Here is a 25,444-nt window from a genome sequence, read left to right as displayed (position 1 = left end):
ATGACCACGACCAGCTTCTCCCCGCCGGCCGGCGAACCCTGGCCGGAGGCCGCGAACTACCCGCCGCCGCAGCTTCCGCCCGCCGGACCGGCGGGGCCGGCCGGCCCCGCCGCCGACGTCCCGCAGGCGCGGCCCGCCGAGCCCCCGCTCTACCCCGAGTTCCCGCTGCCGCCCGTCGGCCCGAAGGGCCCGGCATCCTGGGCCCACCGCCTGCGGACCCTGCCGGCCCGGACCTGGCGCGGGCGCGCGGAGGACCCGCGCTGGGTCCGGCCCGCCCTGCTCGCGCTGCTGGCCGCGACCGCCGTCCTCTACCTCTGGGGCCTGTCCGCCTCGGGCTGGGCCAACGCCTTCTACTCGGCCGCCGTGCAGGCCGGCAGCGAGAGCTGGAAGGCCTTCTTCTACGGCTCCTCGGACGCCGGGAACTTCATCACCGTCGACAAGCCGCCGCTGGCGCTCTGGCCGATGGCGCTCTCGGCCCGTGTCTTCGGGCTCTCCTCCTGGTCGGTGCTGGCCCCGCAGGCGCTGATGGCCGTCGCGACCGTCGCCACCCTGTACGCGACGGTGCGCCGCCGCTTCTCCCCGTCGGCCGGGCTCCTGGCCGGCGTCGCCCTGGCCCTGACCCCGGTGGCGGCGCTGATGTTCCGCTTCAACAACCCGGACGCCCTGCTGGTGCTGCTGCTCACCCTGGCCGCGTACGGGCTGGTGCGGGCGACGGAGACCGCGAGCACCCGGTGGCTGGTGTTCACCGGGGCGATGTTCGGGCTGGCGTTCCTCACCAAGACCCTGCAGGCGTTCCTGGTGCTCCCCGGCTTCGCGGTGGTCTACCTGGTGGTGGCGCCCACCGGACTCTGGCGGCGGGTCCGGCAGTTGCTGGCCGGCGGGCTGGCGATGGTGGTCGCGGGCGGCTGGTGGGTGGCGGTGGTCGAGCTGGTACCGGCCTCGGCCCGCCCGTACGTCGGAGGTTCGCAGGACAACAGCTTCCTCTCCCTCACCTTCGGCTACAACGGCCTCGGCCGGCTCAACGGCAACGAGACCGGCAGCGTCGGCGGCGGCAACCGGGTCCGCTTCCCGGCCGGGATGGAGGCGCCCGCCGGGGGCGCTCCGACCGTGCGCGGCGGGGGCGGCTGGGGCGAGACCGGCATCACCCGGATGTTCGACGGCAACATCGGCGGGCAGATCGCCTGGCTGATGCCGGCCGCGCTCGTCCTGCTGCTGTTCGGCCTCTGGGCGACCCGCCGGTACGCCCGGACGGACACCGCGCGGTCGGCCTTCCTGGTCTGGGGCGGCTGGCTGGTCTGCACGGCGCTGACCTTCAGCTTCATGTCGGGGATCTTCCACGAGTACTACACGGTGGCGCTGGCCCCGGCGGTCGCGGCCCTGGTCGGCATGGGCGTGGACGGGCTCTGGCGGGCGCGGCACCGGCTGCCGTACGCGGCCGTCCTGGCCGGGACGCTGGCGGTCACGGTGTCCTGGGCGTTCGTCCTGCTCGGGCGGAGCTCCGACTTCCTGCCCTGGCTGCGCTGGACGGTGCTGGTCGGCGGGCTGGTGTCGGCGGTCGCGCTGGCGGCGGCCGGGCCGCTGGCCGCCCGGCTCGCACCGCATGAGAGCGCCCGGGGCGGACAGGGCGCGCCGGACGCACAAGGCGGCGGCGCGCACGGCGACGGCGGTCCCGGGGCGGACGACGCGCACGGTGTGAACGGCGTGAACGGCGCTCCGAGGAACGGGCGCCAGGGCCACCGGCTCGCCGGGCGGCTGACCACCGTGGCCGGTCTGGCGGGTGCCGCGGCGGCGCTGGGCGGTCCGGCGGCGTACGCGGTGGACACCGTCAACACCGCGCACACCGGCTCGATCGTGACGGCCGGCCCGGCGGTCGCGGGCGGGTTCGGACCGGGCGCGATGCGACGCGGGCCCGGTGGCGGGCCGGACGGCGAGGGAATGTTCTGGATCAACGGCCAGCAGGTCGCTCCCCCGCAGGGCGGCGGCCAGGGCGGGGGTCCGGGCACCCCGCCGCAGGGCGGCCGGGGCAACCGGCCGGGCGGCGGCCAGGGCACCGGCGGCCTGCCGGGCGGCGGCCAGTCGGTCTACGGCGTCATGGGCGGCCCCGGCGGCATGGGCGGGCTGCTCAACGGTGCCAAGGTGAGCGACGAGGCCGCCGCCCTGCTGAAGCAGGACGCCGACCGCTACCGCTGGGCCGCCGCGACCAGCGGCTCGCAGAACGCCGCCAGCTACCAACTGGCTTCCGGGGTACCGGTGATGGCGCTCGGCGGCTTCAACAGCACCGACCCGTCGCTCACGCTGAGCGCCTTCCAGCAGTACGTGAAGGAGGGCAAGGTGCACTGGTTCATCGCCGGCAGCGGCGGCCCGGGCCGGACGGTCGGCACGGGCGCAGGTGGTACGGGCGCGGACGGCGCGGGCGCAGGCGGCACGGACGGCGCAGGCGCCCAGGCCCCGAACGGCACCACGCCCGACGGCACGACACCTGACGGCACTTCGCCCGACGGCACGGACGCCAACGGCAGTGGCCCCGGCGCCCCGACCGCGGGCATCGCGGCCCCGAGCGGCCCCGGATCGGCGGATTCGCCGACCGCACAGATCGAGAGCTGGGTCACCAGCCACTACACCGCCCGGACGGTCGGCGGCTCGACCTTCTACGACCTCACCCAGCCGCCCACCTCCTGACCGACCGGGCACCGGAAGGCGCCCGCGGGCACCGAGCACGACACAGCAGGGGCGCGCCACGGCACTCGGATCCCGAGCCGCCGTGACGCGCCCCTCGCGCGCGTCGGATCAGGTCATCCCGCGGTGTCGGTCGCGCAACGCGTCCCGGCGGCGGGCACCGTGCCGTCGAGCAGGAAGGCGTCCACCGAGGTGCGGATGCACGCACTCCAGCCGTAGCCGGTGTGCCCGTCGCCGTCGCGGGTCAGGAGGACGGCGTTGCCCAGCTGGGCGGCGAGCTTCTCTGCCGAGGCGTACGGCGTGGCCGCGTCGCCCGTGGAGCCGACCACGACGATGGTGGACGCGCTCTTCGAGGCGATCGGGTGCGCCTTCTCGGCCGAACGGAAGGCCCAGGTCCGGCAGTCGGGGTCGAACAGCGCCGTGTCCGGCTCGTGCCGGGTGATCAGCGGGGCCTTGGCGGCCAGGTCGGCGTACGCGGCCTCCAGCTCGGCGCCGGCGGCGACGTTGGTCGCACCGTCGGCGCAGTGGATCGCGGTGTAGGCGTCGGCGGAGACGATGTAGTGCCCGTCCTTGTCGCGACGGTTGGAACTGTCGGCGCGGGCGAGCAGGTAGTCGCCCTTGCCGCGGAGCATCGCCCAGCCGATGTCGTTGCGCAGGGAGTCCCAGCTCGGCTGGCCGCCGTAGAGGCCGTCGATGATGCCGACCCAGGCCGCGTTGGCGGTGAGAGTCCGCCCGCTCGCCGTGGTGAGCGGCTTCTGCTTGAGGCCGTCGAGGAAGTCGGCGAGCTTCTCGGCCGCCTTGGCCGGGTCCTTGCCCATCGGGCACTGGTCCTTCTTCGCGCAGGCCGTGGAGAAGTCCTTGAAGGAGCGTTCGAAGGCCGCGTACTGGGCGATGTTGTGCTGGAGCAGCGGCATGGACGGGTCCACGGCGCCGTCGAGGACGAGCCGGCCGACGCGGTCCGGGAACTCCTCGGCGTAGAGGGCGCCGACGTACGTGCCGTAGGAGAGACCGAAGTAGGTCAGCTTCTGGTCGCCGAGCACACCGCGCAGCACGTCCATGTCGCGGACGGTGTTGCGGGTGCCGAGGAAGGGCAGCACCTTGCCGTACTTGGCCTGGCACGCGTCGGCGAGGACCTTGCCGTGGTCGACGCCGAGCGCGTCGGTGGTGACCCAGCCGTCGCGGGCCTTGTCGTCGAGGCAGTTCACCGGGGCGGTGAGGCCGACGCCGCGCGGGTCGAAGCTGACGGTGTCGTAGCGGTCGCCCACGGCGCCCTGGAACTGCTGGGGGTTGCGCTGGAGGAAGCCGACGCCGGAGCCGCCCGGACCGCCGGGGTTGACGAGGACGGAGCCGATCCGCTGGTCCGGCTTGCCGGCGGGGCTGCGGACGATCCCGACGTCGATGGTGTCGCCCGCCGGGTTGGCGTAGTCGAGCGGCACCTTGAGGGTGGCGCACTGCACCGCCGACTCGTCGAGCTTGTCGGTCTTCGGGTCGTCCTTGCAGGCCGCCCAGCCGAGTTGCTGACCGTAGAACGGCTGGAGTGCCGGATCCGCCTGGCCCGTGGGCTTGACCGTCGGGGTCGGGGCCGGGGTCGGCGTGGGGCTGGGGGTGTCCGCCGGGGTCGGCGTCGCGGTCACGACGGGGGACGGCGTGCCGGAGGCCGCGTCGGTGGATCCGGCCGAACTGGTGCAGCCTGCCAGCAGGGCGGCTACGGCGACGGTGGGAAGGGCGCCGCGGGAGAACCGGGTGATCATCGAGTGCACCGCACACGAATATCATCAGGTCATCACACTGATCATCTCGCCCCCACCCCCGGCGTCCGTGGCACTGGGACAAAGTCCGGCGAACCAAGAGGAATCGTTTCCTCGGCCACGCACCTGCCGCTCAGCGGTCACGCACCCGCCCACTCTCCCGCCCGACCGGGCCGCCGCCCGACCAACCGACCGAACGGCCACGGCTCGTCAGCTCCCGTCATCCGCCGCACTGTTGCAGCATGGCGGTCTTGTCCGCCTCCGTGACGGGCAGCCGGTACTTCAACGACACCTGCGCGAACCGCACCGCGTACGCGCACCGGATCTCCGGCGCGGCGGGCAGCCAGGCGGACGGGCCGGAGTCGCCCTTCGAGGCGTTCTGCGAGCCGTCGGCAGGGATCAGGTTGAGCGGGTCGTTGGCGATCTGCACCCGCTTGGCCTTGTCCCACGTGGCCGCACCCATCTGCCAGTCGTAGGAGAGCGGCATCACGTGGTCGATCTGTATCTTCGAGGCCTGCTGCTTGGACCACTGCACCGTCCTTCCGGTGTACGGGTCGTGGATGGTCATCGAGGTGACCACGCAGGAGGACCCGTCCTTGCGCTCGACCGCCGTGCCGTCCCGGGCCAGCAGGTCGTTGCGGGTGTCGCACTTGTTGTGGCCGCCGGGGACGCCGTCCACGTTGTCGGTCCAGGCCGGGCCGAACTCGTTGCGGTCGTAGCCGTCCTTCGAGCCGGTCCTGGCGGTGGCCACCCTGGCTATCAGCTCCCGGCCGGCGCTCAGTTCCTCGGGCGAAGTCAGCGGTCCCAGACCGGGCTTGGTGCCGTCGGGGTTCTGCAGCGGGCTGGTGCCCGGGCCGGCGGCGCCCGCCGCCCCGGGGGAGCCGGCCCCCGCGGAGGCCGCGTCGGCGGCCCGCTTCCCGGCGCCGGAGCAGCCGGTCAGCGCCAGGGCGGATATCAGGAAGACGGTGGCGGCGGACAGAGCGGTGCGACGGGCGGGCACGGAGGACTCCCCAGGTGGCGGGCGACTGACGGCGCACCAGCAGACCAGCCGCCCCACACCCGGTCAAGGGGGCACAACACGGAGCATTTCGATCATGTCGAAGGTCACATCCGGAAGGTCGCGCCCGGATGAGCCGGTGCGGACCACGCAGGCGACGCCCGCACCGTCGACACGGCCGAGCCCGCCGGCCGGGCCGGTGCCGCTCAGCCGCCGATCGCCGACATCGGGCGCGCCGGCCGGACGAACCCGGCGGCGCCGATGGCGTGGCCCGGCCCCTTCCCGGCGATCGCGGCGCGCCAGGCGGCCTCGATGCGGGCGTCCCCTTCGTCGTCCCCGCCGCCGTCCCCGTGACCGCCGCCGTCCCCGTCGCGGAGCAGTGCGCGCAGGTCCGACTCCTCGGTGGCGAAGAGGCAGTTGCGCAACTGTCCGTCGGCGGTGAGCCGGACGCGGTCGCAGCCGCCGCAGAACGGCCGTGTCACCGAGGCGATCACACCGACCACGGTGTCCGTCCCGGCGATCCGCCACTCCTCCGCCGGCGGGGTGCCGCGCCGACCGGACCCGGCGGGCCCCGTCCCCTCCGCCCCGGCGGCCCGACCGGTCGGCAGCAGCTCCCAACGGGCACCGAGCGCGGCCAGGATCTCGTCGGCGGTGACCATCCGGGCCCGGTCCCAGGCGCCCTGGGCGTCCAACGGCATGGACTCGATGAACCGCATCCGGTAGCCGTGCTCGGCGGCGAACTCCACCAGCGGGACGAGTTCGTCGTCGTTGACGCCGCGCACCGGCACCGCGTTGACCTTGACCGGGGCGAGGCCGGCGTCCCGCGCGGCGGCCAGGCCCGCGAACACGTCGGCGATCCGGTCGCGGCGGGTGATCGCGGCGTACCGCTCGGGCCGCAGGGTGTCCAGGCTGACGTTGACCCGGTGCAGCCCGGCGGACTTCAGCTCCGCGGCGGTGCGGGCCAGTCCGATGCCGTTGGTGGTCAGGGACACCTCGGGTCCGAGCGCGGCGATCCGCCGGACCAGGCCGGGCAGGCCGCGCCGGAGGAGCGGTTCGCCGCCGGTGAGGCGGACGGACCCGATCCCGAGCCGGCGCACCGCGATCCGCACCAGCCGGACCACCTCGTCGTCACCGAGCAGCTCGGCCCCGGGCAGCCAGGCGAGGCCCTCGGCCGGCATGCAGTAGGTGCAGCGCAGGTTGCAGCGGTCGGTGAGGGAGACCCGCAGGTCGGTGTGGACCCGGCCGAAGCGGTCCACCAGCGGGCGCGGTGCGGAGTTCATCGGCCCAGTACAGGGGGGTCGGCGCGGAAACTCCAGCGGCCGAACCGCCGGGCCGCCCGCGCCCGGCACCCGCCCCGGTTGTGGCTTCGTCCAAGGGTCACCCGCCGGGGCTGCGGGCCGCCCTGCCGGACAGGCAGGCTGGACGCATGCAGAACGAGGACGCGGTCACCGCGCTGGTCCTGGCGGCGGGCGGCGGGCGACGGTTGGGCGGGCGGCCGAAGGCACTGGTCCCGTACCGAGGACGGCCGCTGGTGGAGCACGCGGTGGCGGCGGTACGGGCCGGCGGCTGCCGGGAGGTGACGGTGGTGCTGGGCGCGGCCGGGGAGCGGGTCCGGTCGACGGCGCACCTTCCGGGCTGCCGGCTGGTGGCCAACCCGGACTGGGAATCCGGCATGGGCTCCTCACTGCGGGCCGGGATGGCCGCGCTGCCGTCGCCGACCCGGGCCGTGCTGGTGATGCTGGTGGACACGCCGGGGGTGGGCGCGGCGGCCGTGGCCCGGCTGCTGGCGGCCCACCGGGCGGGCGCGGAGCTGGCCGCGGCGGCGTACGGCGGGCGGCGGGGGCACCCGGTGCTGATCGGGGCCCGGTACTTCGCCGAGGTAACGGCGGGGGCGGTCGGGGACGCAGGCGCGCGGGCTCTGCTGGCGGCGCACGCCGAGGAGATCACGCTGGTCGAGTGCGCCGATGCCGCCACTCCGGACGACCTGGACACGCCTGCCGACCTCGCCCGTTGGGGTGCGGGGTGACGCGGGTACCGCTGTTCCTCGAACGGATCCCCCTCCGGGGTGGAACCGCCCTCCTCCTCCCCGCCGAGGAATCGAGCGCACACCCCTGATTCCTCCCTGAGGATTGCCTCATTCCGCGCCGCGGTCCGCGGGTTTCGGGGAGCATGGGACCCGTCCCTCCTCCCCGATTCGAACGGACGGTGCCCGCGATGGCCGGACTGCCCGACGACTTCACCGGACACGACCCGGCCGGCCGCGGGCCGGGGACCGGGGGTGGCGCCCGGGCGATCCGCTGCCCCGCCTGCCGGCGCGAGCACCTGTACGAGCCGCCGTCGCTGCCCTGCCCGTGCGGAGCCTCGCTGAAGGTGCCGCTGCTGCGCGGGGGCGTGCCGGTGCAGGTGCGGTTCCGGTCCTGGGAGGACTCCTGGCTGAACATGCGCTGCCCGCACTGCGGCCGTTCCGACCAGTGGCCGCAGCCCGAGTTCACCTGCAACTGCGGGGCCACCGTCCGGCTCCCGGTGGACCGCACCACCCGGCTGGGCGGCGGCGCGTCCACCGGGCCGCTGGGCGCCGCCGCCGGACCCCGCGCCTCCCACCCGTACCCGGCGCGGCCGACCCAGCCTCTGGACGCGCCGCCCGCCCCGGCGCCGACCGCAGGGGCGAGCGGCCCCGCCACGCCGTGGCGGCGGCGGGCGCCGTTCCGTCCGCACCCGGTGCGGACCTCGCAGGACGCGGTGTTCACCGCCGCCCGCTACCTGGAGTGGCTGGGCTTCGACGACCTGGAGCTGACCGAGGCTCAGGAGCGCGACGGGGTGACGCTGCTGGGCAGCCGGATGGTTGCCCAGGTGGACACCTGGACCGAACCGGCGGACGTGAAGTCGGTGGAGTGCCTCTGGCTGCAAACTCTGCACGCCGAGGAGATGGCCGCCGCGATGTTCACTCTTGCGGGCTATTCGCACCAGGCCACGGTGCGCGGGGAGCAGCTGCTGGTGGCCCTGTTCAGCCTGGACCTGGCGGGGGTGCCGCAGCCCGCCAACGGCGCCGCCGAGGCCCTGATGGAGACCGGCTGGACGTCCTGAGCCCCCGTTCGGACCCGACCCGCCGACCGCTGATCGTTTAGACGAAAACCCGCCCGAGCGCAACAACCTCCGCTCGTGATCTGGTGCACAAGCTCGCCCCCGTGTTGAATTGCCGCCACAGCGCGGGCCCGGGGGCGTGTCATGCCACGAGGGGCAGGGTCCGCGTCCTGCTGGATGGCGCGCACAAGGAGGTGGCGTTGTCGGAGCACGGATGGGGCCCGAGCGGCCGGGACGGGCGGGGGCGGGCGACCGCACCCCAGGAGCCGGGGGACACCGTGTGGCGGCTGCGGTCCCGGGCGTGCTGGCGGGAGGCCGCGGAGCTGTTACGCCCGGCCGCCGAACGAGATCCGACAGCGGCGCTGGCCAGAGCCGAACTCCTGATCGAACAATGCCTGTTCACCGCAGCGAACTGGTCCCAGGCGGAACAGGCGCTGCGGCTCGCCGAGGCCGGGGCGACCTCCACCGAACAGCGCGCGGCGGCGGCCTGCGCACGCGGCTTCCTGGCGTACGCGGCCAGCGTGCTGAGTGCGCGGGACCGGCTCGACGAGGCACAGGCGGCGCTCGGGCGCACGTCCGCACTGCTGCCGCCGGACGCACCGGGCCGTCCGCTGCTGGACTTCCGCCGGGGGCTGGTCGCGGAGAACCTGCTGCGCGACCCGACGGCGGCCTGGATCGCCTACCGCCGGGCGCACGACGGCGCGGGCGAGCGCGGGGACGACCTGCTGCGCTCCTCCACCTGGCGGCACCTGGCGGCCCTGGCCGCAGGCGACCGCGAGCGGGCCCGCGAGGGGTTCGAGGCCTCGCTCCGGCTCCGCGAGCAGTTGGGCTTCACGGTCGGGGTGGCGCCCGCGCTGGCGGCGCTGGCCGAGGTCTCCGAACCGGCCGAGGCCGCCCGGCTCCGGGCGGAGGCGGCCCGGCTGGTGAAGGCGCTCGGGGGTGTTCCGGTCTGGCTCGCGCGCCAGCTGAGCGCGGCGCGCACGCCGGGCGCTCCCCCGGACGGACGCATCGGAAGGCAGGCTCAGGGACCGATCAGCTAAGGTGAGCCTAACTTGGCCGGGTCGAGCAGTGACCCGGCCAGGTTCGCCTTGCCGTTCCCGGGCTCCGCCAGGCCTGCGTCCGGCCGGGCCCGGACGCAGGGCGCAACGACGGCGAGGGCACCCGGGGTGCTTCGACGACGAACGCCCCCGCCGGGCACGGGACCGGGCGGTCCGGCACGGGCTCCGGTCGACCCGATGGGGCCCGCACCATGACCGTGAGCAGCACCCGGCCCGGCCCCGCGCCGCGCGCCTCCGCCGCCGTCGAAGCGGCACTCGCCCTACCGCCGTCACGGCCCGTCACCACCGCACCCGGCCCTGCGGGTTGCACCGACCCGGGAGCCGACAGCACCGCCGTCCTGGGCACCACCGTCCTGGGCACCGCAGCCCCGGGCAGCACCGCCCCGGGCGCCGCGGCCTACCAGCGGCTCGGCGGGCTCCTGCCGGCACTCCGGGTGCACTGCGCCCCGCCGCGCACCGGCCGGGGCTGGATCGCCGGGGCCGACCTCCTGACCCACCCGGAGGCACTGCGCGAACTGATCGCCCACGACGCCCGGCAGGGCCTGGCCCGGTACGGGCGGCCACTGCGTCCGGACGTGGCCGCCGGGTTCGGCCTGCACCGCTTCGTCTGGCCGGTCTCGCTCCTGTTCACCCTGCCGTGGTTCCTGGAGCGCCGGGTGCCGCTGCTCGCCCCCGCCGACATCTCGATCCGTCGCCGCACCGGCGAGCTGACGGTCCGTCCGGGCGCCTTCGTCTGCCTGCCCGACGACCCGGCGGCCGCCCCGGGCGGCGCGACGGCCCGACCGGAAGCGCCGGACGCGCCGGGCACCGCGGCCGAGACGCCGTGCGCCGTGCGCCGTCACATCGCCCGCACGGTGCCCGACGAGGCGGCGCTGGCCGGCGAACTGCGCACCGCCCTGGCCGACTTCCTGACCCCGCTGCTGGCGGCCTTCCGGCCGGAGGTGCGACGCGGTCCGCGCACGCTCTGGGCGATGGCGACGGACGCCGCGGTCGAGAGCCTCTGGCACGCCGCCGGGTTGTTCGGCGAGGAGGAGCGCGCCCGGGCCGAGTTGTCCGCGCTGCTCGCGCCGGGCCTACAGGACGCGCGCCCGGCGCCGGAGTGCGCGCCCTTCACGCCGGGCGCCGGATTCACCGGACCCGCGTCCGGCTCCGCAGTGCACTCCGACCGCTGCCGGGCCAGTTGCTGCCTCGTGTACACCGTCGAGGCCGAGGCGATGTGCGCGGGCTGTCCCCGCGTCACGCGAGGTTGACGGCACTCCTCCCGGCGCGGAACGGGTCGGGGGCGGAATTCCGGGAGACACCCGCCCGGAATTCATATGACGATGCGACTTATCCCCCGCCAGAAATCCCTCTCGTCAGCGCATTGACGGCAAATCAGCCATTCTCGGGCCGAGCATCGGTCATGATGGTCCCCGCCATCACGACGCAGGAATTGCGACGCAGGAAAGCGAGGCTGGTCCAGGCGATGAAATTGTCCGACATACCGCTTGGTTGGGCCGTCACCGGCGTTGCGGTGCTGCTGGTCAGCGCCCTGCTGGTGGCCCTGGTCCGGAGTCGGGGATCCACCACCGGATCGGGTGGCCAGGATTCCTGGGAGCGTTCCGAGGAACGCCGCCGCCGCAAGGAGTCCCTGTACGGCGGGGCCTCGTACACGCTGCTGTTCTGCTGCGCGGCCGTCGCCGCCGCGCTGTCCTTCCACGGGCTGGTCGGCTTCGGGGTGCAGAACCTCAACCTCTCCGGCGGGTGGGAGTACCTGGTCCCGTTCGGTCTCGACGGCGCGGCGATGTTCTGTTCCGTACTCGCCGTCCGCGAGGCCAGCCACGGCGACGCCGCGCTCGGCTCCCGCCTGCTGGTCTGGCTCTTCGCGGGCGCCTCGGCCTGGTTCAACTGGGTGCACGCCCCGCGCGGCTTCGGCCACGCCGGCGCCCCGCAGTTCTTCGCGGGGATGTCGCTCTCGGCCGCCGTGCTGTTCGACCGGGCCCTCAAACAGACCCGCCGGGCCGCCCTGCGCGAGCAGGGACTGGTCCCCCGCCCTCTGCCGCAGATCCGGATCGTCCGCTGGATGCGCGCTCCGCGCGAGACCTACGCGGCCTGGTCCCTGATGCTGCTGGAGGGCGTGCGGAGCCTGGACGAGGCGGTCGACGAGGTCCGCGAGGACAAGCGCGAGAACGCCCTGGAGAAGGAGCGGCGCAAACTCGCCGGACGTCGCGAGCGGGCCGAGATCCGGGCGATCAACCGCACCCACAGTGTCTGGCGCCAGCGCAGCGGCGGCTCGTCGTCGGGGGCCCGGCAGCTGGAACCCGGCCCGGAGTCCGCCATAGCGGGCGGCCCCGGCGGCACCGACGGGGCCGGAGCGGTCGAGGGCGCGGCCGCCGAGGGGACACCGGCGCAGCCGGGCCTCCCGGCCCGCCCGGAACGGCGCACCATCGACCTGACGACGGAGGAGGACACCGTGGCCCTGCCCCGGCTGGACTCGCTGGAGCGCAAGCTGAAGGACCTGGAACAGCAGTTCGGCTGACGCCCCGGGGAGCTGCGCGCACGCGAACCCACGGGTCGGCCGACCCGTCGGCCCGCGGGCCGACGGGTTCCCGGGCCGGGGCCGGGGCCGGGCGCAGGCCCGCCGCCGGTCAGCCCGCCGTCGCCCCGGCGGCGGCGGTCGCCGTCGCCGTGATCTCGAACCACATCCGCTTGCCCGACCCCCGGGGCTCCACGCCCCAGCCGTCGGCCAGCGCCTCGACCAGCATCAGCCCGCGCCCCGAGGAGGCCTGCTCGCCCGGCGTACGGCGGGTCGGCCAGAGGTCCGACTCGTCCTCGACCTCGACCCGCAGCCTGGCCCGGCCGCCGTCCGCCGCCGGCTCCCGGTAGAGCCGGGCGGTGAACATCGCGTCGCGGTCGGTGTGCCGGATCGCGTTGGTGACCAGCTCGGAGGTGAGCAGCTCGGCGGTGTCGATCAGCTCGGCCACTCCCCAGCGGCGCAGCGCGTCGCGCAGCTCGGCGCGGACCTCGGAGATCCGGGCGAGGTCCGCCTGCCCGATCCGGCGGCGCAGCTGCTGCGCGGCCAGGCCGCCCTCGGGGCCGTCCCAGCGCAGCAGCAGAAGCGCTATGTCGTCCTCGCGCTCGCTGGAGTCGGCGGCCTGGGAGGCGATCCGGTCGGCCAGGACCTCCAGCGGGTCGCGGCCGGCCCGCGCGGGGTCGGCGAGCGGTTCGGCGAGCACCGCGGTGAGCCGGGCCACGCCCTCGTCGAGGTCCATGCCGCGTGACTCGACCAGTCCGTCGGTGCAGAGCAGCACGGTCTCGCCCGGGTCGAGGCTGAACCGGGTGACCCGGTACTCCTCGTCCGGGGCGATGCCCAGCGGCAGTCCGCCGGCCACCGGAACGCTGGTCGCGGTGCCGTCCGCGCGCCGGACCACCGGGTCGAGGTGGCCGGCCCGGACGGCGTAGACGACGCCGTAGTCGACGTTGACCTCGGCGTAGGTGCAGGTGGCGAAGTGGTCGGTGTCGAGGTCGGCGAGGAACCGGGAGGCCCGGGCCATCACCGCGGCGGGCGGGTGGCCCTCCGCGGCGTAGGCGCGCAGCGCGATCCGCAGTTGGCCCATGATGCCGGCCGCGTGCACGTCGTGGCCCTGGACGTCGCCGATCACCAGGCCGACGTGGCCGCCGGGCAGGGGGACGACGTCGTACCAGTCGCCGCCGATCTGCAGGCCGGAGCCGGCCGCCAGGTAGCGGACGGCGGTGGTGACGCCGGGCACCGAGGGGACGGTGCGCGGGAGCATGACCCGCTGGAGGCCGGCCGCCAGCTCGTGCTCGGCGTCGTGCAGCCGGGCCCGGGCCAGGGACTGGGCGACCAGCCCGCCGAGGGTGGAGAGCAGGGTGCGCTCGTCCGCGTCCAGCTGGCGGTCGTCGTCGAAGCTGACCACGCAGACGCCGATCGCCCGGCCGCTGGCCACCAGCGGCAGGAAGGCCCAGGAGCTGCGGCTGGTCCGCCGGGTCTGTTCCCAGACCTCCGGGTAGCGCTCGCGGTACTCCTCGCGACTGGCGCAGAAGACCGGCGAGCGGTTGCGCAGGGACTCGGCGGCCGGGTGGGTCTGCGGCAGCACCGAGCGGTCGTAGCCGGCGAGCTCCTCGGCCCGGTAGCCGGAGGCGCCGAGGATCTGCACCCGGCCGGCCTCGAAGGCGGCGAGCACCAGGCCGTCCGGCGGGAGGCCGGGCAGCGGCAGTTCGGTGAAGACCCGGGCGACGTCTCGGACGGTGACGGCCTCGGAGAGGGCGCGGGCGGCCTCCTTGATGAAGCGGGAGCGCTCCTCGCGCAGCAGGGCCATCCGGTCGGCGCGGTCGCGTTTGTGCAGCTCGACGGTGGCGTCCCAGACGAAGCCGACCATCCGGGAGGCACGGCCGAAGGCGTCGGCGAGGACGCGGCCGCGGAACCGGACGGCCCGCATGGTGCCGCTGGGGCCGACCGTGCGGTAGTAGGCGCCGCACTGGCCCAGCTCGGCGACGGCGCGCTCGACGCGGCGGCGCACCACGGGGGCGTCCTCGGGGTGGAGCAGGGCCAGGAAGGAGGCGGAGGTGCGGTCGAACCGGCTCTTGTCCGCCGTGTCCAGGCCGACGATCGTGCAGGCCCGCTGGTCGCCCTCCAGGACGTCGCGGCGGATGTCCCAGTCGAAGGAGCCGATGCCGTTGGCCGCCATCGCCGGTTCCAGCCAGTCCGGCGTGGAGTCGCTCTGGACGACCGGCAGGCCGCCGGAGAGCATCGGCGCGAGGCGGCCGGCGGCCAGGCCGGGAGCTGTGCGCAGCGCGTGCCGCCGGGCCGCCTGGGCGGGGGGTCTGGTCCGGCCCGACCCGGTCGTGGACGAGCCGGACGGGAGGGCCGGCCCCGGTGACTCGGGCTCTGTGGGCATGCTGCTCCTGCCGCTGCCGTGGCGGACCGCGCCGACCGTCCGGACGGGCCGCATGGCGGTGTGATGGGTGGTGCTCGGTGGCTCGGTGCCGACGGGCGACGGTCAGTCGAGGTGAGAATTCCCCGCCGCTCCTCGCACGTGGACACACATTCCCACCATCCTGGCCAATGTTCGGCCCAGCGGCAATGGCAACGGGCCGGAAATCTTGGCTTTGCCCTTCACTTCAGGGCATCGTTCGACAGCGAACAGTGTTCGGCCGCGTCAGGCCACGGCCGAGGCCAGCTCGAACCAGGTGACTTTGCCGTCCCCTCTCAGCTGAACGCCCCAGGAGTCGGCCAGCGCCTCGACCAGCACCAGCCCGCGCCCCGAGGTGGCGTACTCGGCCTCCGGGTCGCGACGGCGACCGGGCAGCCGGGCGGCGGCGTCCTGGACCTCGATCCGCAGCCGCAGGTCGGCGGTCAGCACCGCGTCGAAGACGGCGCCCTGACCGGTGTGCTGCAGTGCGTTGGTGACCAGCTCGGAGGAGAGCAGCTCGGCCGTGTCGGCCAGCTCCGGCACCCCCCAGTGCCCGAGGGCCGCACGCAGCCGCCGGCGGACGGCGCCGACGGCGACCAGGTCGGCCGCCTCCACCGCCAGGTGGAGCCGGCGGTGCAGTGCACACCCCGGTGCCGGTACGCCGTGCAGTGCGGCGCCGGCCGCGCCCACCGAACCGGCACCTGCCGGGCCGGTGCCCGCCGGGATCGCCGTACCGCCGTGACCCGTGGGCCGGAAGGCGCCCCCCGAACCCGTCCGCTGTCGCGGGAATCGCGACTGACCGTCCATCACTCCTGCCCCCGCCCTCGCTCCGGGCCCCCGGGCCGGATCCCCCGCCGGTCGGGTGGCCCCGTGGTTCTGACCACCCATCCTCATGCCCACCTTTCGGCATTTGGAACAGTGCACGGGCGATCACCTGGGGTGAAAGGGGCACGGGGCTTTCTGCGTGATCCAACTGCCCGCACCGGACAGGTTTGCGAAGCATACGGTCCGCTTTCGAGGCCCGCCGCCCGGCCGCGTCGGCGACACGCCGGGCCCGATGGCGGCTCCCGGCGAGCCGAACGCCGCCCGAGCGGCAACGCTGGACAGGGTGGCCGGGTCCGGGTTCAATGACCCGGGATGTTTGAACGGCGTTCTAACTTCCCTCCGGAACCACGTTCACCAGCTCCCCCAGGAACCCCGGCCCCACCGCCCCACCCACCCTCCCCGGCGACCGCGAGCGAGGAACCGTGCGACTGACCCCCACCGAGCGGGACCGGCTGCTGATCTTCACAGCAGCCGAGCTGGCCCGCGCCCGCCGAGCCAGAGGCCTGCGCCTCAACATCCCCGAGGCCACCGCGCTGATCGCGGACACCGTCTGCGAGGCAGCCCGCGACGGCCGGCGCCTGGCCGAGGCCGTCGAGGCCGGCCGCTCGGTCCTCGGCGCCGACGACGTCCTGCCCGGCGTGCCCGACGTGGTCACCGTGGTCCAGGTCGAGGCGGTCTTCGACGACGGCACCCGTCTCGCCGTGGTCAACGACCCGTTCCGGGGCGCCGGCTCGCTCGGCGACGAGGCCCCCGGCGGCGCGCTGGCCGGCGACGGCGCGGGCTACGACCCGGTCGAGGAGACCGTCGTCCTGCCCGTCCACAACACCTCCGGGGTGCCGATCTCGGTCACCTCGCACTTCCACTTCTTCGAGGCCAACCCCCGGCTGGCCTTCGACCGGGCCGCCGCCTACGGCACCCACCTCGCGGTGCCGGCGGGCTCCTCGGTCCGCTTCGACCCGGGCGCCACCGTCGAGGTCGGCCTCGTCCCGATCGGCGGCGGCCGGGTCGCGATCGGCTTCGCGGGCCTGGTCGACGGCCCGCTGGACGCGCCCGGCGCCAAGGAGGCCGCGCTGGCCAAGGCCCGCGCCACCGGATACCTGACCGGCTTCGACGACGCGGAGGTCGAGTCGTGACCGCCATCACCCCGCACGACTACATCGCCGTCCACGGCCCCCGCGCAGGGGACCGGGTCCGGCTCGGGGACTCCGGCCTGATCGTCCGGGTCGAGTCCGACTCGCAGGCGCCGGGCGACGAGTTCCTGGCCGGCTTCGGCAAGACCGCCCGCGACGGCCTGCACCTCAAGCCCGCCGCCGTCCGCGACACCTGCGACGTGGTGATCAGCAACGTCCTGGTGATCGACGCGGTCCAGGGCATCCGGAAGACCTCGATCGGCCTGATCGGCGGCCGGATCGCCTCGATCGGCCGGGCCGGCAACCCGGACACCCTGGACGGCGTCGACGTGGTCGTCGGAACGGGGACGACGATCGTCTCGGGTGAGGGCATGATCGCCACCGCGGGTGCCATCGACACCCACGTGCACCTGCTCTCGCCGCGGATCATGGAGGCCTCGCTCGCCTCCGGCGTCACCACCGTCATCGGCCAGGAGTTCGGCCCGGTCTGGGGAGTGGGCGTCAACTCGCCCTGGGCCCTGCGGCACGCCTTCAACGCCTTCGACGCCTGGCCGGTCAACATCGGCTTCCTCGGCCGCGGCTCCTCCTCCGACCCGGCCCCCCTGATCGAGGCCCTCGCCGAGGGCGGCGCCTCCGGCTTCAAGGTCCACGAGGACATGGGCGCCCACACCCGCGCCCTGGACACCGCCCTGCGCGTCGCCGAGGAGTACGACGTCCAGGTCGCCCTGCACACGGACGGCCTCAACGAGTGCCTCTCCGTCGAGGACACCCTCAGGGTCCTCGACGGCCGCACCATCCACGCCTTCCACATCGAGGGCTGCGGCGGCGGACACGTCCCCAACGTGCTCAAGATGGCCGGCGTCCCCAACGTCATCGGCTCCTCCACCAACCCGACCCTCCCCTTCGGCCGCGACGCCCTGGGCGAGCACTTCGGCATGATCGTCTCCGCCCACGACCTCAAGGTCGACCTCCCCGGCGACGCCGCCATGGCCCGCGACCGCATCCGCGCCGGCACCATGGGCGCCGAGGACGTCCTGCACGACCTCGGCGTCATCGGCATCACCTCCTCCGACGCGCAGGGCATGGGCCGCGCCGGCGAGACCGTCCGCCGCACCTTCGCCATGGCCGGCAAGATGAAGGCCGAGCTCGGCCCCCTCGACGGCACCGGCTCCTACGGCACCACCGAGGGCGGCGACGACAACGAACGCGTCCTGCGCTACATCGCCAAGCTCACCGTCAACCCCGCCATCGCCCACGGCCTGGCCCACGAGGTCGGTTCCATCGAGGTCGGCAAGCTCGCCGACATCGTCCTCTGGCGCCCCGACCACTTCGGGGCCAAGCCCCAGCTCGTCCTCAAGGCCGGCTTCCCCGCCTACGGCGTCGTCGGCGACCCCAACGCCTCCACCGACCGCTGCGAACCCCTCGTCCTCGGGCCCCAGTTCGGCGCCCACGGCGCCACCGCCGCCGACCTCTCCGTCGCCTTCGTCTCCCAGGCCGCCGCCGACGGCGCCTACCTCGACAAGGCCGCCGACGGCCTGCCCACCCGACGCCGACGCGTCGGCGTCCGCAACACCCGCGGCATCGGTCCGCGTGACATGGTCCGCAACGCCAGGATCGGCCGCGTCGACGTCACCGAGACCGGCCTGGTGTCGCTCGACGGCTCCCCGCTGCGCTCCGAGCCCGCCGACAGCGTCTCGCTCAGCCGCCTCTACTTCCTCTGACCGACCTCCGACCCGACTCCCCCTCCCCCGGCCACCCTCACCCGCCCCGCAAGGAAACACGACGATGACCACCCCCACCCCCGCCTCGCTCGGCTACCGGATGCCCGCCGAGTGGCACCCGCACGACCGCACCTGGATGGCGTTCCCCACCGACAACCCGACCTTCGACACCCCCGAGCACCTGCACGCGGCGCGCGAGGCCTGGGCCGCGGTCGCCAACACCGTCGTCCGGTACGAGCCGGTCACCCTGGTCGTCAACACGGGCGGGACGGCGGAGGCGCGCAAGTACGTCGCCGAGGAGGTCGAGATCGTCGAGCGCCCGCTGGACGACGCCTGGATGCGCGACATCGGCCCGTCCTTCCTGATCGACGGCAAGGGCGGCCTGGCCGCCGCCGACTGGATCTTCAACGGCTGGGGCGCCCAGTCCTGGGCCCGCTGGGAGAACGACCAGCACGTCGCCGAGCACATCGGCGAACTGACCGGCGTCCGGCGGTTCGCCTCGCGACTCGTCAACGAGGGCGGCGGCATCCACGTCGACGGCGAGGGCACCGTCCTGGTCACCGAGACCGTCCAACTCGGCGAGGGCCGCAACGCCGACTGGACGAAGGAGGAGGTCGAGGCCGAGCTGCACGCCTTCCTCGGCACCACCAAGGCGATCTGGCTGCCGCGCGGACTCACCCGCGACTACGACGAGTTCGGCACCCGCGGCCACATCGACATCGTCGCCTCCTTCGTCCGCCCGGGCGTCGTCGTCGCCCACGTCCAGCCCGACCCGTCGCACCCCGACCACGAGGTGTGCCGGGAGCTGGTGGCGATCCTGCGCGCCGCCACGGACGCCCGGGGCCGACAGCTGGAGGTCATCGAACTGCCCGCCCCCACCGTCCTGTCGGACGAGGACGGCGAGCCGGTGGACTACTCGTACATCAACCACTACGTCGCCAACGGCGTCGTCGTGCTCTGCGCCTTCGACGACCCGCGCGACCAGGAGGCCGCCGCCGTCCTCGGCGCGGCCTACCCCGGCCGCACGGTCGAACTGGTCGACGCCCGCGAGATCTTCACCAACGGGGGCGGCATCCACTGCATCACCCAGCAGCAGCCGAAGGCGTGACGGTCCATCAGGTCGACATCATGACGGGCCGGGGCGTCGCATCGCCACGGCGGATGCCGGCGGGACGAGGTCGCAGCCCCCTGCCGTGGCCTCCTCCCGGCCCCTCCCGCTAGATCACGAAAGAGCCGGGGTCGGAGCGTCGCGCAACGGTCCGACCCCGGCGACCCCGAAGCAGGACGTTCCGGCACGACCGGCGGATCGAAACCGGGGCAACTCACGGGCCGGGACGGCCATTTACCGTTTCCAGTTTGGTCACAGCTCCGTCACACCACGTCGCGGCCCCGGTGCGCGCCGATACGGTCCCCTCACCACGACCCGCCGTGTCCCAGGGGGACCCATGCGCCGCACCACCCTCTCCATCACCGCCGTCAGCCTCGCCGTCCTCGGCCTGGCCGCGTGCGACCCCAGCACCACCACCAGCAAGCCGACCGGCCCCGCCGTCGAGGCCACCACCGCCGGAGCACCCCCCGCCCCGGGCACCCCCGCACCCACGCTGCCCGCCGCAGTGCCGACCCTGCCCACCGCCGTGCCGACCCTGCCCGCAGCACCCGGCAACGCCGACGCCACGGGCGACGTCGAACTCACCTCCTGCGACGTCGACGCCACCTTGCACTGGCCGTCCGCGCAGCTCAAGGTCACCAATCGCAGCAGCAAGAGCAGCAACTACATGATCCAGGTCGAGTTCGTCGACGCGGCCGGTACGCGTATCGGCGAAGGCCTGGCCGCCACCAACAACCTCGCCGCCGGCCAGGCCGCCACCCTCAAGGCGCAAGGCGCGGTCGAGACCAAGGGCAAGATCAGCTGCAAGGTCACCAACGTCACCCGGTACGCCTCGCTCTGATCCCCGGACGCGATCGAGCCCCCGCCGGCCGCAGCCGAGCGGGGGCCTGCCTTTCCCGGCCGCCCTCCACGGGTCCCGCTCCACAGCCGACGCGGCGCGCCGGGCACCTTGGACCGGCGCGCGCGTCCGTCGTCGGCACCAGGGCCTTGGGCGGTGGGGGCGGCTACCGGTGGTACCTCCCGATGTCGTCGGTGGTGAGCCCGTGCGTGCTGTGCATCGCGATCGAGCTGTAGGAGGAGCGGAGGGCCCGCAGCTGGGCGAGCCGCTCCTGCTCGGCGAGCAGGCCGTCGAGGTTCTCGGTGGGACGGCTGTGACGGCGGCGAAGGTGGAGCGTCAGTCCGGTCACGATCACCGCGAGCCCCGCGAACAGGGCGATCAGTGTGGCCATGGGCATCCCCTCCGATCGGGATGGTCCTGTTGATCGGCGTGGTTGGTACGTACCCGCAGGAGCGCGGGCCGAACCGGCCCTCGTCCCCCTCCGTGGCCTCCCGGACACGGCCGGTATCGTGGTGGCCTCCCGCGGGTCTCCCGTGCCGCCCCCAGGTTCCAGAGGAGCAGGACAGATGGCGGACGCCCGCCCCCGCCGACCGGCACGCCCCCGCGAGGAGGTCTTCGCCACCGCACGGGCCGCGATCGCCGAACACGGGCTGGCCAAGCTCACCATGGCCGGCCTCGGCAGGGAGCTGCGGATGAGCGCCGGCCACCTGCTCTACTACTTCGGCAGCAAGGACCAGCTCCTGCTGGAGACCCTCCGCTGGAGCGAGGACCAGCTCGGCGCCCGCCGCCGGGACCTGCTCGCCGACGGCGGCCGGGACGTCCGTGAACGGCTCTCCGGGTACACGGCGCTCTACCTGCCCGAGGGCCCGGGCGACCCGCGCTGGATCCTCTGGGTCGAGGTGTGGGGCCGCTCCCCCGCCGGGGAGGACCTGCGCCGGGGACAGCTGGAGATCGAGGCCCCCTGGCAGGCCGACCTCGTCGCCCTGATCGAGGAGGGCACCGCCGCCGGCCGCTTCGCCCCCGGCGACGCCGCGGAGCGTGCCAGCCAGATCCGCGCCCTGCTCGACGGCCTCGCCGTCCCGCTCGCCCTCGGACTCCCCGGCGCCCTCCGCCCCCGCGCCCTCCACCTCGCCGAATCCGCCTGCGGCACCCTGCTGGGCACGACGCCCGCCTGAGCGGGGCGAGCACCGGAAGCCGGGCCGGGACGGTCCGCGTCTACTCCGTCCAGACCGCGGCGGCGGTGCGGTCGTCGGCGTAGCCCTTGGCGCGGACCTGGACCTGGCGCAGGAAGTCCACCGTGCCCGGCGGGTGCGGGTGCGCCCAGTGCGAGGCCAGGAAGTGCGCGACCGCCGGCTCGTCGGCGATCGGCCGCGCCAGACCCGGGGTGCAGAGCAGCAGGATGTCGCCGGGCGTCGCCGGAACCATCCGGAAGCGGAACGGGCGCGCACCCGGCACCTGTCCCTCGGGCACCGGCGGCTGACCGTCCGGGTGGTGCAGCAGGCGCGCCGCGTACGCGTCGATCCAGTGCCCCGAACGCAACAGGTACAGCCCGCCCGGGCCGACCCCGAACGCCGCGCGGTAGCCCGCCGCCGGGTCGAGCGAGACCAGCAGGCAGTGCAGCGACACGGGGGGCGGTTCGACCTCCCCGTCCGGGCCGGTCGCGGAGGCCGGGTCCGCAGCCGGGTCCGCAGCCGGGTCCGGGTCCGGGACGAGTGCGCGCAGCGGGGCGGACGCGCCGGTGGCGAGCCGCTGGAGGCCGTACCGGAGCCGGTCCCGGGCGCCGTCGCGCAGGTCGGCGGCGAGGCCCGTCCGGCTGCGCCCGATCGAGGCGGCGAGCTGACGGCAGGCCTCGGCGGCGGCGACGGCGACCTCCTCCGCCGCCGGACCACCGGCCGGGCCTGCCCGGTCGAAGCCGCCGAGCACGGCGAGCAGCAGGCCGTCGGTCCCCTCGCCGAAGCGGGTCACCAGCAGGGCGTCGCGCCGCGGCTCGCCGCGGTAGCGGGCCGAGTCTCCGCGGACGGAGGTGGCGCGCAGGGTGGTGGTGGCGTACTGGGCGCCCTCCAGCACGGTGTCGGCGACGACGGAACCCAGCGCGCCCGGGTCCGCCTCCGGCACGGCGGTCGGCTCGGGCCCGTACGTGGGCGGCCGCTCGCCGACGTGCGGGACGGCGGGCGCGGTACCGGGCCGGCCTGCCCGCACGGCGGGACGCGGCGCGGGGGCGGGGGCGGGCGCGGCGGTGGGGGTAGCGGCAGGATCCTGCTCGGGCGCGGGGTCCGGCTCGGGCCGCTCGGCGACGGCCGGCACCGATTCGGGCACCGGCACCGGTACAGAGGCGGGGACCGGTTCCTCGGCGACGGCCGGTTCCGGCCGGGGCCGGGGTTCCGGCACACGGGCGGCCTCCGGCTCCGGCTCCGGCGGCGTGGCCGGGCGCTGCGCCGGCTCCGGCTCCGGCTCCGGCTTCCGCAGGTCGGGCCGCTCCGCGGCGGGCTCCGGCTCCGACGCCGGCTCCGGCGGCGTGGCCGGGCGCTGCTCCGGTGCCGGTGCCGATGCCCCCGGGCTCTTCACGGGCCCGTCGTCCGCCCAGGGCGGGGCGGGGAAGCGGTGCGTCTCTCCGGGGTCCGAGGGCTGCGGGCTGATCACGCCGACCGCCGTGTCGAACCAGTCGTCGATGCTGTCCCGCTCCAGCACCTGGGTGTCGGCCACCGGATCGGCCCCGACCGCCGCCTCAGGGCCAGGACCGGGTTCAGGTTCAGGTTCGGGCTCGGGCTCGGGCTCGGGCTCGGGCTGCGTGGCCGCGTCCTCCCCGCTCCGCTGGTGCCCGATCAACCCGGCCGCCGTCTCGAACCAGTCGTCGACGCTGCCCTCACCCGGCGTCGCGTCCGGAGTGTCGGGGAGGGTGCCCGCCGGGCCCGCGTAGACCGTGTCCCACCAGCCGTCGTCCGGCCGGGGCTGCTGCGCGGGTGCACCCTGCTTGGTCATCTGGCGGCTCCTGGTCGCTCCGTGATCGCGCCGCCCCCGGGCGGGCCGGGCTCGACGACATTGTCTCCAAGGGCAACGACGCTGTCCGGGTTTCGACGACAACCGCGCACACATCGACCGATATCGATCACCGGATTCGCCGTCCGTTTCGTTTCCGTTCCTCCCGTGCTCGCCCGAACCGCCCCGACCAGGGTGTTTCCGGTGGATTCCGGCCCGTCGGCCACCGAAAGTGAGAACCCGGGAGGGGGCTCGCTTCACTCGTTCGGCTGATTAAATGTGCGCATGACCGCGTCGGCCCCCAGCACATCCCGACCGTGGAGGGCCGCACTCGCGGGTCGCCCGGTCGGCGCGCTGTGGATCCTGCTGCTCGCCGGACTGCTGACGGCGCTCCCGTGCGCGGGCCACGCCAGGGCGGTCACGACCGAGCGGCCGGAAGCACCGGCGGCAGCCCCGGCCGGCCCCCCGATCGGCCCGCCGACCGGTTTCCGGGACGCACCGGCCGCCACCCCGGCGCCCGATCACGGACACCTCACCACCACCGGCCCGGCCACCACGCCGCAGACCGTCGGCGACCGCGTCCGCGCGGAGAGCCACCGGCACTGGACGTGGTGCTCGGTCGACGGTGATCCGCCGCATCGCGACAACGGCTGCTCCGGTCACCCGTACTGCGCCCAGGATGCCCAGCTCCCCAACCCGCCGCCGCACCCGCAACCTGCGGCGGCGCCCCTGCCGGAGGCTCCCGAGGCACTGCCCCGGGTGGTGCCCGCCGGGCTGCTGGTCGGCCCGAATCCCGCGCCCGACCTGCACGAACTCCAAGTACACCGGTCCTGAGCGGAACCCGCCGCCGGCCCTCCCGTGCCGCCCGCCCGCGCTCCCGTGCGGGCCGACGGACGGACGGGACCGACGGATCCGCCCCATCCCGCCACTTCTTCAGACCGCCGCGCCCGATGTGCGGTGGGGACAAGGACACCACATGGGTTCCGCCTCCAAGCAGTCCAAGGCACAGTCGAACAAGCCGGGTGCCAAGCAGGCCGGTCTCGACCGCCGCGCCCGGATCGCCGAGCTGCGCGCGGCCGAGCAGCGCCGCGACCGTCGTAACAAGGTCCTCGCCGGATCGGTCGCCGGCGTGCTGGTGATCGCCGCGATAGCCACCGGCACCTGGATCGTGGTCGACGCCAACAAGGACAAGAAGGCCAAGGAGGTCGCCGCCAGCGCCCCGATCGACGGCGTGCAGACCTTCGGCGAGCTGACCCGGAACCACGTCAAGGAGAAGGTCACCTACGCGCAGACCCCGCCGGTCGGCGGCGACCACAACGCGATCTGGCTGGACTGCATGGGCACCGTCTACGACCAGCCGGTCGAGAACGAGCGCGCCGTCCACTCGCTGGAGCACGGAGCCGTCTGGGTGACCTACAACAGCAAGGCCACCCCGGAGGACATCAAGGCCCTGTCGGCCAAGGTGAAGGCCACCCCGTACTCGCTGATGAGCCCGTACCCGGACGAGCAGGGCACCATCACCCTGAACGCCTGGTCCACCCAGCTGACCGTGGACAGCGCCTCCGACCCGCGGGTGGAGCAGTTCTTCACCAAGTACGTCCAGGGCAAGCAGACCCAGGAGCCCGGGGCCTCCTGCACCATGGGGGCGATGTGACCGCCCCCGACGTGACACCGGGCGAGGAGGAGTTCGAGGACGACGACCTCGTCCCCGCGACCTCGCGCAAGCGGCTCTGGTGGCCCGCCGCCCTGGCGGCGGCGCTCGCCCTCGCGCTCGGTGTGCCGGCCCTGGTGGCCGGCGGCACGTCCGCCTCCGGATCCTCCTCGGCCTCCGCGCCGGCGGACGACTCCCCGGAGGCCGGGTTCGCCCGCGACATGGCGACCCACCACCAGCAGGCGGTGGACCTGTCGTTCATCGTCCGCGACCGGACCACGGACGGGCACACCCGCACGCTCGCCTTCGACATCATCAACACCCAGGCCAACCAGCGCGGCATGATGATGGGCTGGCTCGACCAGTGGGGGCTCCCGCAGCACTCGCCGGCCAAGCCGATGGCGTGGATGGGCATGAAGCACACCTACGAGGCGCACGACGGCTCGCTGATGCCCGGCATGGCCACCAACACCCAGCTCGCCAAGCTCCGTTCGCTGAGCGGGCAGGACGCCGAGGTGCTCTTCCTCCAGCTGATGCTGGAGCACCACAAGGGCGGGGTGGAGATGGCCCAGGGCTACGTCGACGTGGCGAAGAACGAGACCGAGAAGCGGCTCGCCCGGTCGATGGTGGTCGGGCAGAACTCGGAGATCCAGCTGATGACGGACATGCTCCAGGAGCGCGGCGCCGCCCCCGGCGTGCCCGCCTCCTGAGCGACGGAACAC

The 25,444-nt window shown here is 74.6% G+C and carries 21 protein-coding genes; 14 read left to right on the top strand and 7 right to left on the bottom strand.

The genetic code is table 11. From position 1 onward, the window contains the following. Positions 1 to 2,679, top strand: coding sequence for an ArnT family glycosyltransferase (locus PUR61_RS26615; protein ID WP_329881937.1), 2,679 nt, complete (start codon positions 1 to 3; stop codon positions 2,677 to 2,679). 113 nt (positions 2,680 to 2,792) lie between these two features. On the opposite strand, the gene PUR61_RS26610 is transcribed toward PUR61_RS26615, so the two are convergent. The 3 genes from PUR61_RS26610 to moaA form a co-directional block, all read right to left on the bottom strand. After that, the gene (locus PUR61_RS26610; RefSeq protein WP_329881950.1) at positions 2,793 to 4,427 is read right to left on the bottom strand and encodes an alpha/beta hydrolase; all 1,635 of its coding nucleotides are present in this window, start codon (positions 4,425 to 4,427) and stop codon (positions 2,793 to 2,795) included. A gap of 217 nt (positions 4,428 to 4,644) precedes the next feature. Further along, positions 4,645 to 5,424 carry an HNH endonuclease family protein gene (locus tag PUR61_RS26605; protein WP_443035239.1) on the bottom strand — a complete coding sequence of 260 codons (780 nt, stop codon included), beginning with the start codon at positions 5,422 to 5,424 and terminating at the stop codon, positions 4,645 to 4,647. 203 nt (positions 5,425 to 5,627) lie between these two features. After that, positions 5,628 to 6,701 carry a GTP 3',8-cyclase MoaA gene (gene moaA, locus PUR61_RS26600; RefSeq protein ID WP_329881936.1) on the bottom strand — a complete coding sequence of 358 codons (1,074 nt, stop codon included), beginning with the start codon at positions 6,699 to 6,701 and terminating at the stop codon, positions 5,628 to 5,630. A gap of 146 nt (positions 6,702 to 6,847) precedes the next feature. On the opposite strand from moaA, the gene PUR61_RS26595 reads away from it, so the two are divergent. The 5 genes from PUR61_RS26595 to PUR61_RS26575 all read left to right on the top strand — a co-directional run bounded on the left by PUR61_RS26595 (position 6,848) and on the right by PUR61_RS26575 (position 12,078). After that, positions 6,848 to 7,447, top strand: a complete 600-nt coding sequence (locus PUR61_RS26595) for a nucleotidyltransferase family protein (RefSeq protein ID WP_329881935.1) — start codon at positions 6,848 to 6,850, stop codon at positions 7,445 to 7,447. 188 nt (positions 7,448 to 7,635) lie between these two features. Further along, positions 7,636 to 8,505 carry a hypothetical protein gene (locus PUR61_RS26590; RefSeq protein ID WP_329881934.1) on the top strand — a complete coding sequence of 290 codons (870 nt, stop codon included), beginning with the start codon at positions 7,636 to 7,638 and terminating at the stop codon, positions 8,503 to 8,505. 197 nt (positions 8,506 to 8,702) lie between these two features. After that, positions 8,703 to 9,542 carry a hypothetical protein gene (locus PUR61_RS26585; protein ID WP_443035238.1) on the top strand — a complete coding sequence of 280 codons (840 nt, stop codon included), beginning with the start codon at positions 8,703 to 8,705 and terminating at the stop codon, positions 9,540 to 9,542. 209 nt (positions 9,543 to 9,751) lie between these two features. Then, complete coding sequence (locus tag PUR61_RS26580) at positions 9,752 to 10,810, top strand: (2Fe-2S)-binding protein (protein ID WP_329881933.1); 1,059 nt, start codon at positions 9,752 to 9,754, stop codon at positions 10,808 to 10,810. Positions 10,811 to 11,025: 215 nt separating this feature from the next. Beyond that, the gene (locus tag PUR61_RS26575; protein ID WP_329881932.1) at positions 11,026 to 12,078 is read left to right on the top strand and encodes a DUF2637 domain-containing protein; all 1,053 of its coding nucleotides are present in this window, start codon (positions 11,026 to 11,028) and stop codon (positions 12,076 to 12,078) included. 109 nt (positions 12,079 to 12,187) lie between these two features. Here the strand turns inward: PUR61_RS26575 and PUR61_RS26570 are convergent, their stop codons facing one another. Further along, positions 12,188 to 14,458, bottom strand: a complete 2,271-nt coding sequence (locus PUR61_RS26570; RefSeq protein ID WP_329881931.1) for an ATP-binding SpoIIE family protein phosphatase — start codon at positions 14,456 to 14,458, stop codon at positions 12,188 to 12,190. A gap of 261 nt (positions 14,459 to 14,719) precedes the next feature. Continuing rightward, complete coding sequence (locus PUR61_RS26565) at positions 14,720 to 15,163, bottom strand: ATP-binding protein (protein WP_329881930.1); 444 nt, start codon at positions 15,161 to 15,163, stop codon at positions 14,720 to 14,722. 557 nt (positions 15,164 to 15,720) lie between these two features. Between PUR61_RS26565 and PUR61_RS26560 the strand changes: the two genes are divergently transcribed. The 4 genes from PUR61_RS26560 to PUR61_RS26545 all read left to right on the top strand — a co-directional run bounded on the left by PUR61_RS26560 (position 15,721) and on the right by PUR61_RS26545 (position 20,098). Then, positions 15,721 to 16,431 (top strand): urease subunit gamma, encoded by a 711-nt coding sequence (locus PUR61_RS26560; protein WP_329881929.1) that lies wholly within the window; start codon positions 15,721 to 15,723, stop codon positions 16,429 to 16,431. Beyond that, the gene (locus tag PUR61_RS26555) at positions 16,428 to 18,149 is read left to right on the top strand and encodes an urease subunit alpha (RefSeq protein ID WP_380362936.1); all 1,722 of its coding nucleotides are present in this window, start codon (positions 16,428 to 16,430) and stop codon (positions 18,147 to 18,149) included. The genes PUR61_RS26560 and PUR61_RS26555 overlap by 4 nt, the downstream gene beginning before the upstream one ends. A 64-nt stretch (positions 18,150 to 18,213) precedes the next feature. Further along, complete coding sequence (locus PUR61_RS26550) at positions 18,214 to 19,257, top strand: agmatine deiminase family protein (protein ID WP_329881928.1); 1,044 nt, start codon at positions 18,214 to 18,216, stop codon at positions 19,255 to 19,257. Positions 19,258 to 19,594: 337 nt separating this feature from the next. Continuing rightward, positions 19,595 to 20,098 carry an FxLYD domain-containing protein gene (locus PUR61_RS26545; protein ID WP_329881927.1) on the top strand — a complete coding sequence of 168 codons (504 nt, stop codon included), beginning with the start codon at positions 19,595 to 19,597 and terminating at the stop codon, positions 20,096 to 20,098. 163 nt (positions 20,099 to 20,261) lie between these two features. Here PUR61_RS26545 and PUR61_RS26540 read toward each other — a convergent pair whose 3' ends face one another. Beyond that, positions 20,262 to 20,486: a hypothetical protein gene (locus tag PUR61_RS26540; protein WP_329881926.1), complete on the bottom strand. Its 225-nt coding sequence runs from the start codon at positions 20,484 to 20,486 to the stop codon at positions 20,262 to 20,264. Between the two features lie 175 nt (positions 20,487 to 20,661). Between PUR61_RS26540 and PUR61_RS26535 the strand changes: the two genes are divergently transcribed. Then, positions 20,662 to 21,270 (top strand): TetR family transcriptional regulator C-terminal domain-containing protein, encoded by a 609-nt coding sequence (locus PUR61_RS26535; protein WP_329881925.1) that lies wholly within the window; start codon positions 20,662 to 20,664, stop codon positions 21,268 to 21,270. A gap of 40 nt (positions 21,271 to 21,310) precedes the next feature. On the opposite strand, the gene PUR61_RS26530 is transcribed toward PUR61_RS26535, so the two are convergent. Next, positions 21,311 to 23,074: a hypothetical protein gene (locus PUR61_RS26530; protein ID WP_329881924.1), complete on the bottom strand. Its 1,764-nt coding sequence runs from the start codon at positions 23,072 to 23,074 to the stop codon at positions 21,311 to 21,313. A gap of 282 nt (positions 23,075 to 23,356) precedes the next feature. On the opposite strand from PUR61_RS26530, the gene PUR61_RS26525 reads away from it, so the two are divergent. The 3 genes from PUR61_RS26525 to PUR61_RS26515 all read left to right on the top strand — a co-directional run bounded on the left by PUR61_RS26525 (position 23,357) and on the right by PUR61_RS26515 (position 25,432). Next, on the top strand, positions 23,357 to 23,905 hold the full coding sequence (locus tag PUR61_RS26525) for a hypothetical protein (RefSeq protein WP_329881923.1): 549 nt from the start codon (positions 23,357 to 23,359) through the stop codon (positions 23,903 to 23,905). Positions 23,906 to 24,047: 142 nt separating this feature from the next. Then, the gene (locus PUR61_RS26520) at positions 24,048 to 24,725 is read left to right on the top strand and encodes a DUF3105 domain-containing protein (RefSeq protein WP_329881922.1); all 678 of its coding nucleotides are present in this window, start codon (positions 24,048 to 24,050) and stop codon (positions 24,723 to 24,725) included. Beyond that, complete coding sequence (locus PUR61_RS26515) at positions 24,722 to 25,432, top strand: DUF305 domain-containing protein (protein WP_329881921.1); 711 nt, start codon at positions 24,722 to 24,724, stop codon at positions 25,430 to 25,432. Before PUR61_RS26520 ends, PUR61_RS26515 begins: the two co-directional genes overlap by 4 nt. Positions 25,433 to 25,444: the final 12 nt, after the last annotated feature.

Source organism: Streptomyces sp. BE20 (assembly GCF_036322525.1).
GTDB lineage: Bacteria > Actinomycetota > Actinomycetes > Streptomycetales > Streptomycetaceae > Kitasatospora.
Note: the sequence above shows the minus strand (reverse complement) of the source record. Positions and strands in the feature narration are given on the sequence as shown.

Excerpts from the sequence above, each read along its gene's own strand:
- PUR61_RS26520 (WP_329881922.1), top strand. The coding sequence starts at position 24,048 with ATGGGTTCCGCCTCCAAGCAGTCCAAGGCACAGTCGAACAAGCCGGGT.
- PUR61_RS26575 (WP_329881932.1), top strand. The coding sequence starts at position 11,026 with ATGAAATTGTCCGACATACCGCTTGGTTGGGCCGTCACCGGCGTTGCG.
- PUR61_RS26525 (WP_329881923.1), top strand. The coding sequence starts at position 23,357 with ATGACCGCGTCGGCCCCCAGCACATCCCGACCGTGGAGGGCCGCACTC.
- PUR61_RS26570 (WP_329881931.1), bottom strand. The coding sequence starts at position 14,458 with ATGCCCACAGAGCCCGAGTCACCGGGGCCGGCCCTCCCGTCCGGCTCG.
- PUR61_RS26615 (WP_329881937.1), top strand. The coding sequence starts at position 1 with ATGACCACGACCAGCTTCTCCCCGCCGGCCGGCGAACCCTGGCCGGAG.
- moaA (WP_329881936.1), bottom strand. The coding sequence starts at position 6,701 with ATGAACTCCGCACCGCGCCCGCTGGTGGACCGCTTCGGCCGGGTCCAC.
- PUR61_RS26595 (WP_329881935.1), top strand. The coding sequence starts at position 6,848 with ATGCAGAACGAGGACGCGGTCACCGCGCTGGTCCTGGCGGCGGGCGGC.
- PUR61_RS26535 (WP_329881925.1), top strand. The coding sequence starts at position 20,662 with ATGGCGGACGCCCGCCCCCGCCGACCGGCACGCCCCCGCGAGGAGGTC.
- PUR61_RS26540 (WP_329881926.1), bottom strand. The coding sequence starts at position 20,486 with ATGGCCACACTGATCGCCCTGTTCGCGGGGCTCGCGGTGATCGTGACC.
- PUR61_RS26580 (WP_329881933.1), top strand. The coding sequence starts at position 9,752 with ATGACCGTGAGCAGCACCCGGCCCGGCCCCGCGCCGCGCGCCTCCGCC.
- PUR61_RS26530 (WP_329881924.1), bottom strand. The coding sequence starts at position 23,074 with ATGACCAAGCAGGGTGCACCCGCGCAGCAGCCCCGGCCGGACGACGGC.
- PUR61_RS26610 (WP_329881950.1), bottom strand. The coding sequence starts at position 4,427 with ATGATCACCCGGTTCTCCCGCGGCGCCCTTCCCACCGTCGCCGTAGCC.
- PUR61_RS26590 (WP_329881934.1), top strand. The coding sequence starts at position 7,636 with ATGGCCGGACTGCCCGACGACTTCACCGGACACGACCCGGCCGGCCGC.
- PUR61_RS26545 (WP_329881927.1), top strand. The coding sequence starts at position 19,595 with ATGCGCCGCACCACCCTCTCCATCACCGCCGTCAGCCTCGCCGTCCTC.
- PUR61_RS26550 (WP_329881928.1), top strand. The coding sequence starts at position 18,214 with ATGACCACCCCCACCCCCGCCTCGCTCGGCTACCGGATGCCCGCCGAG.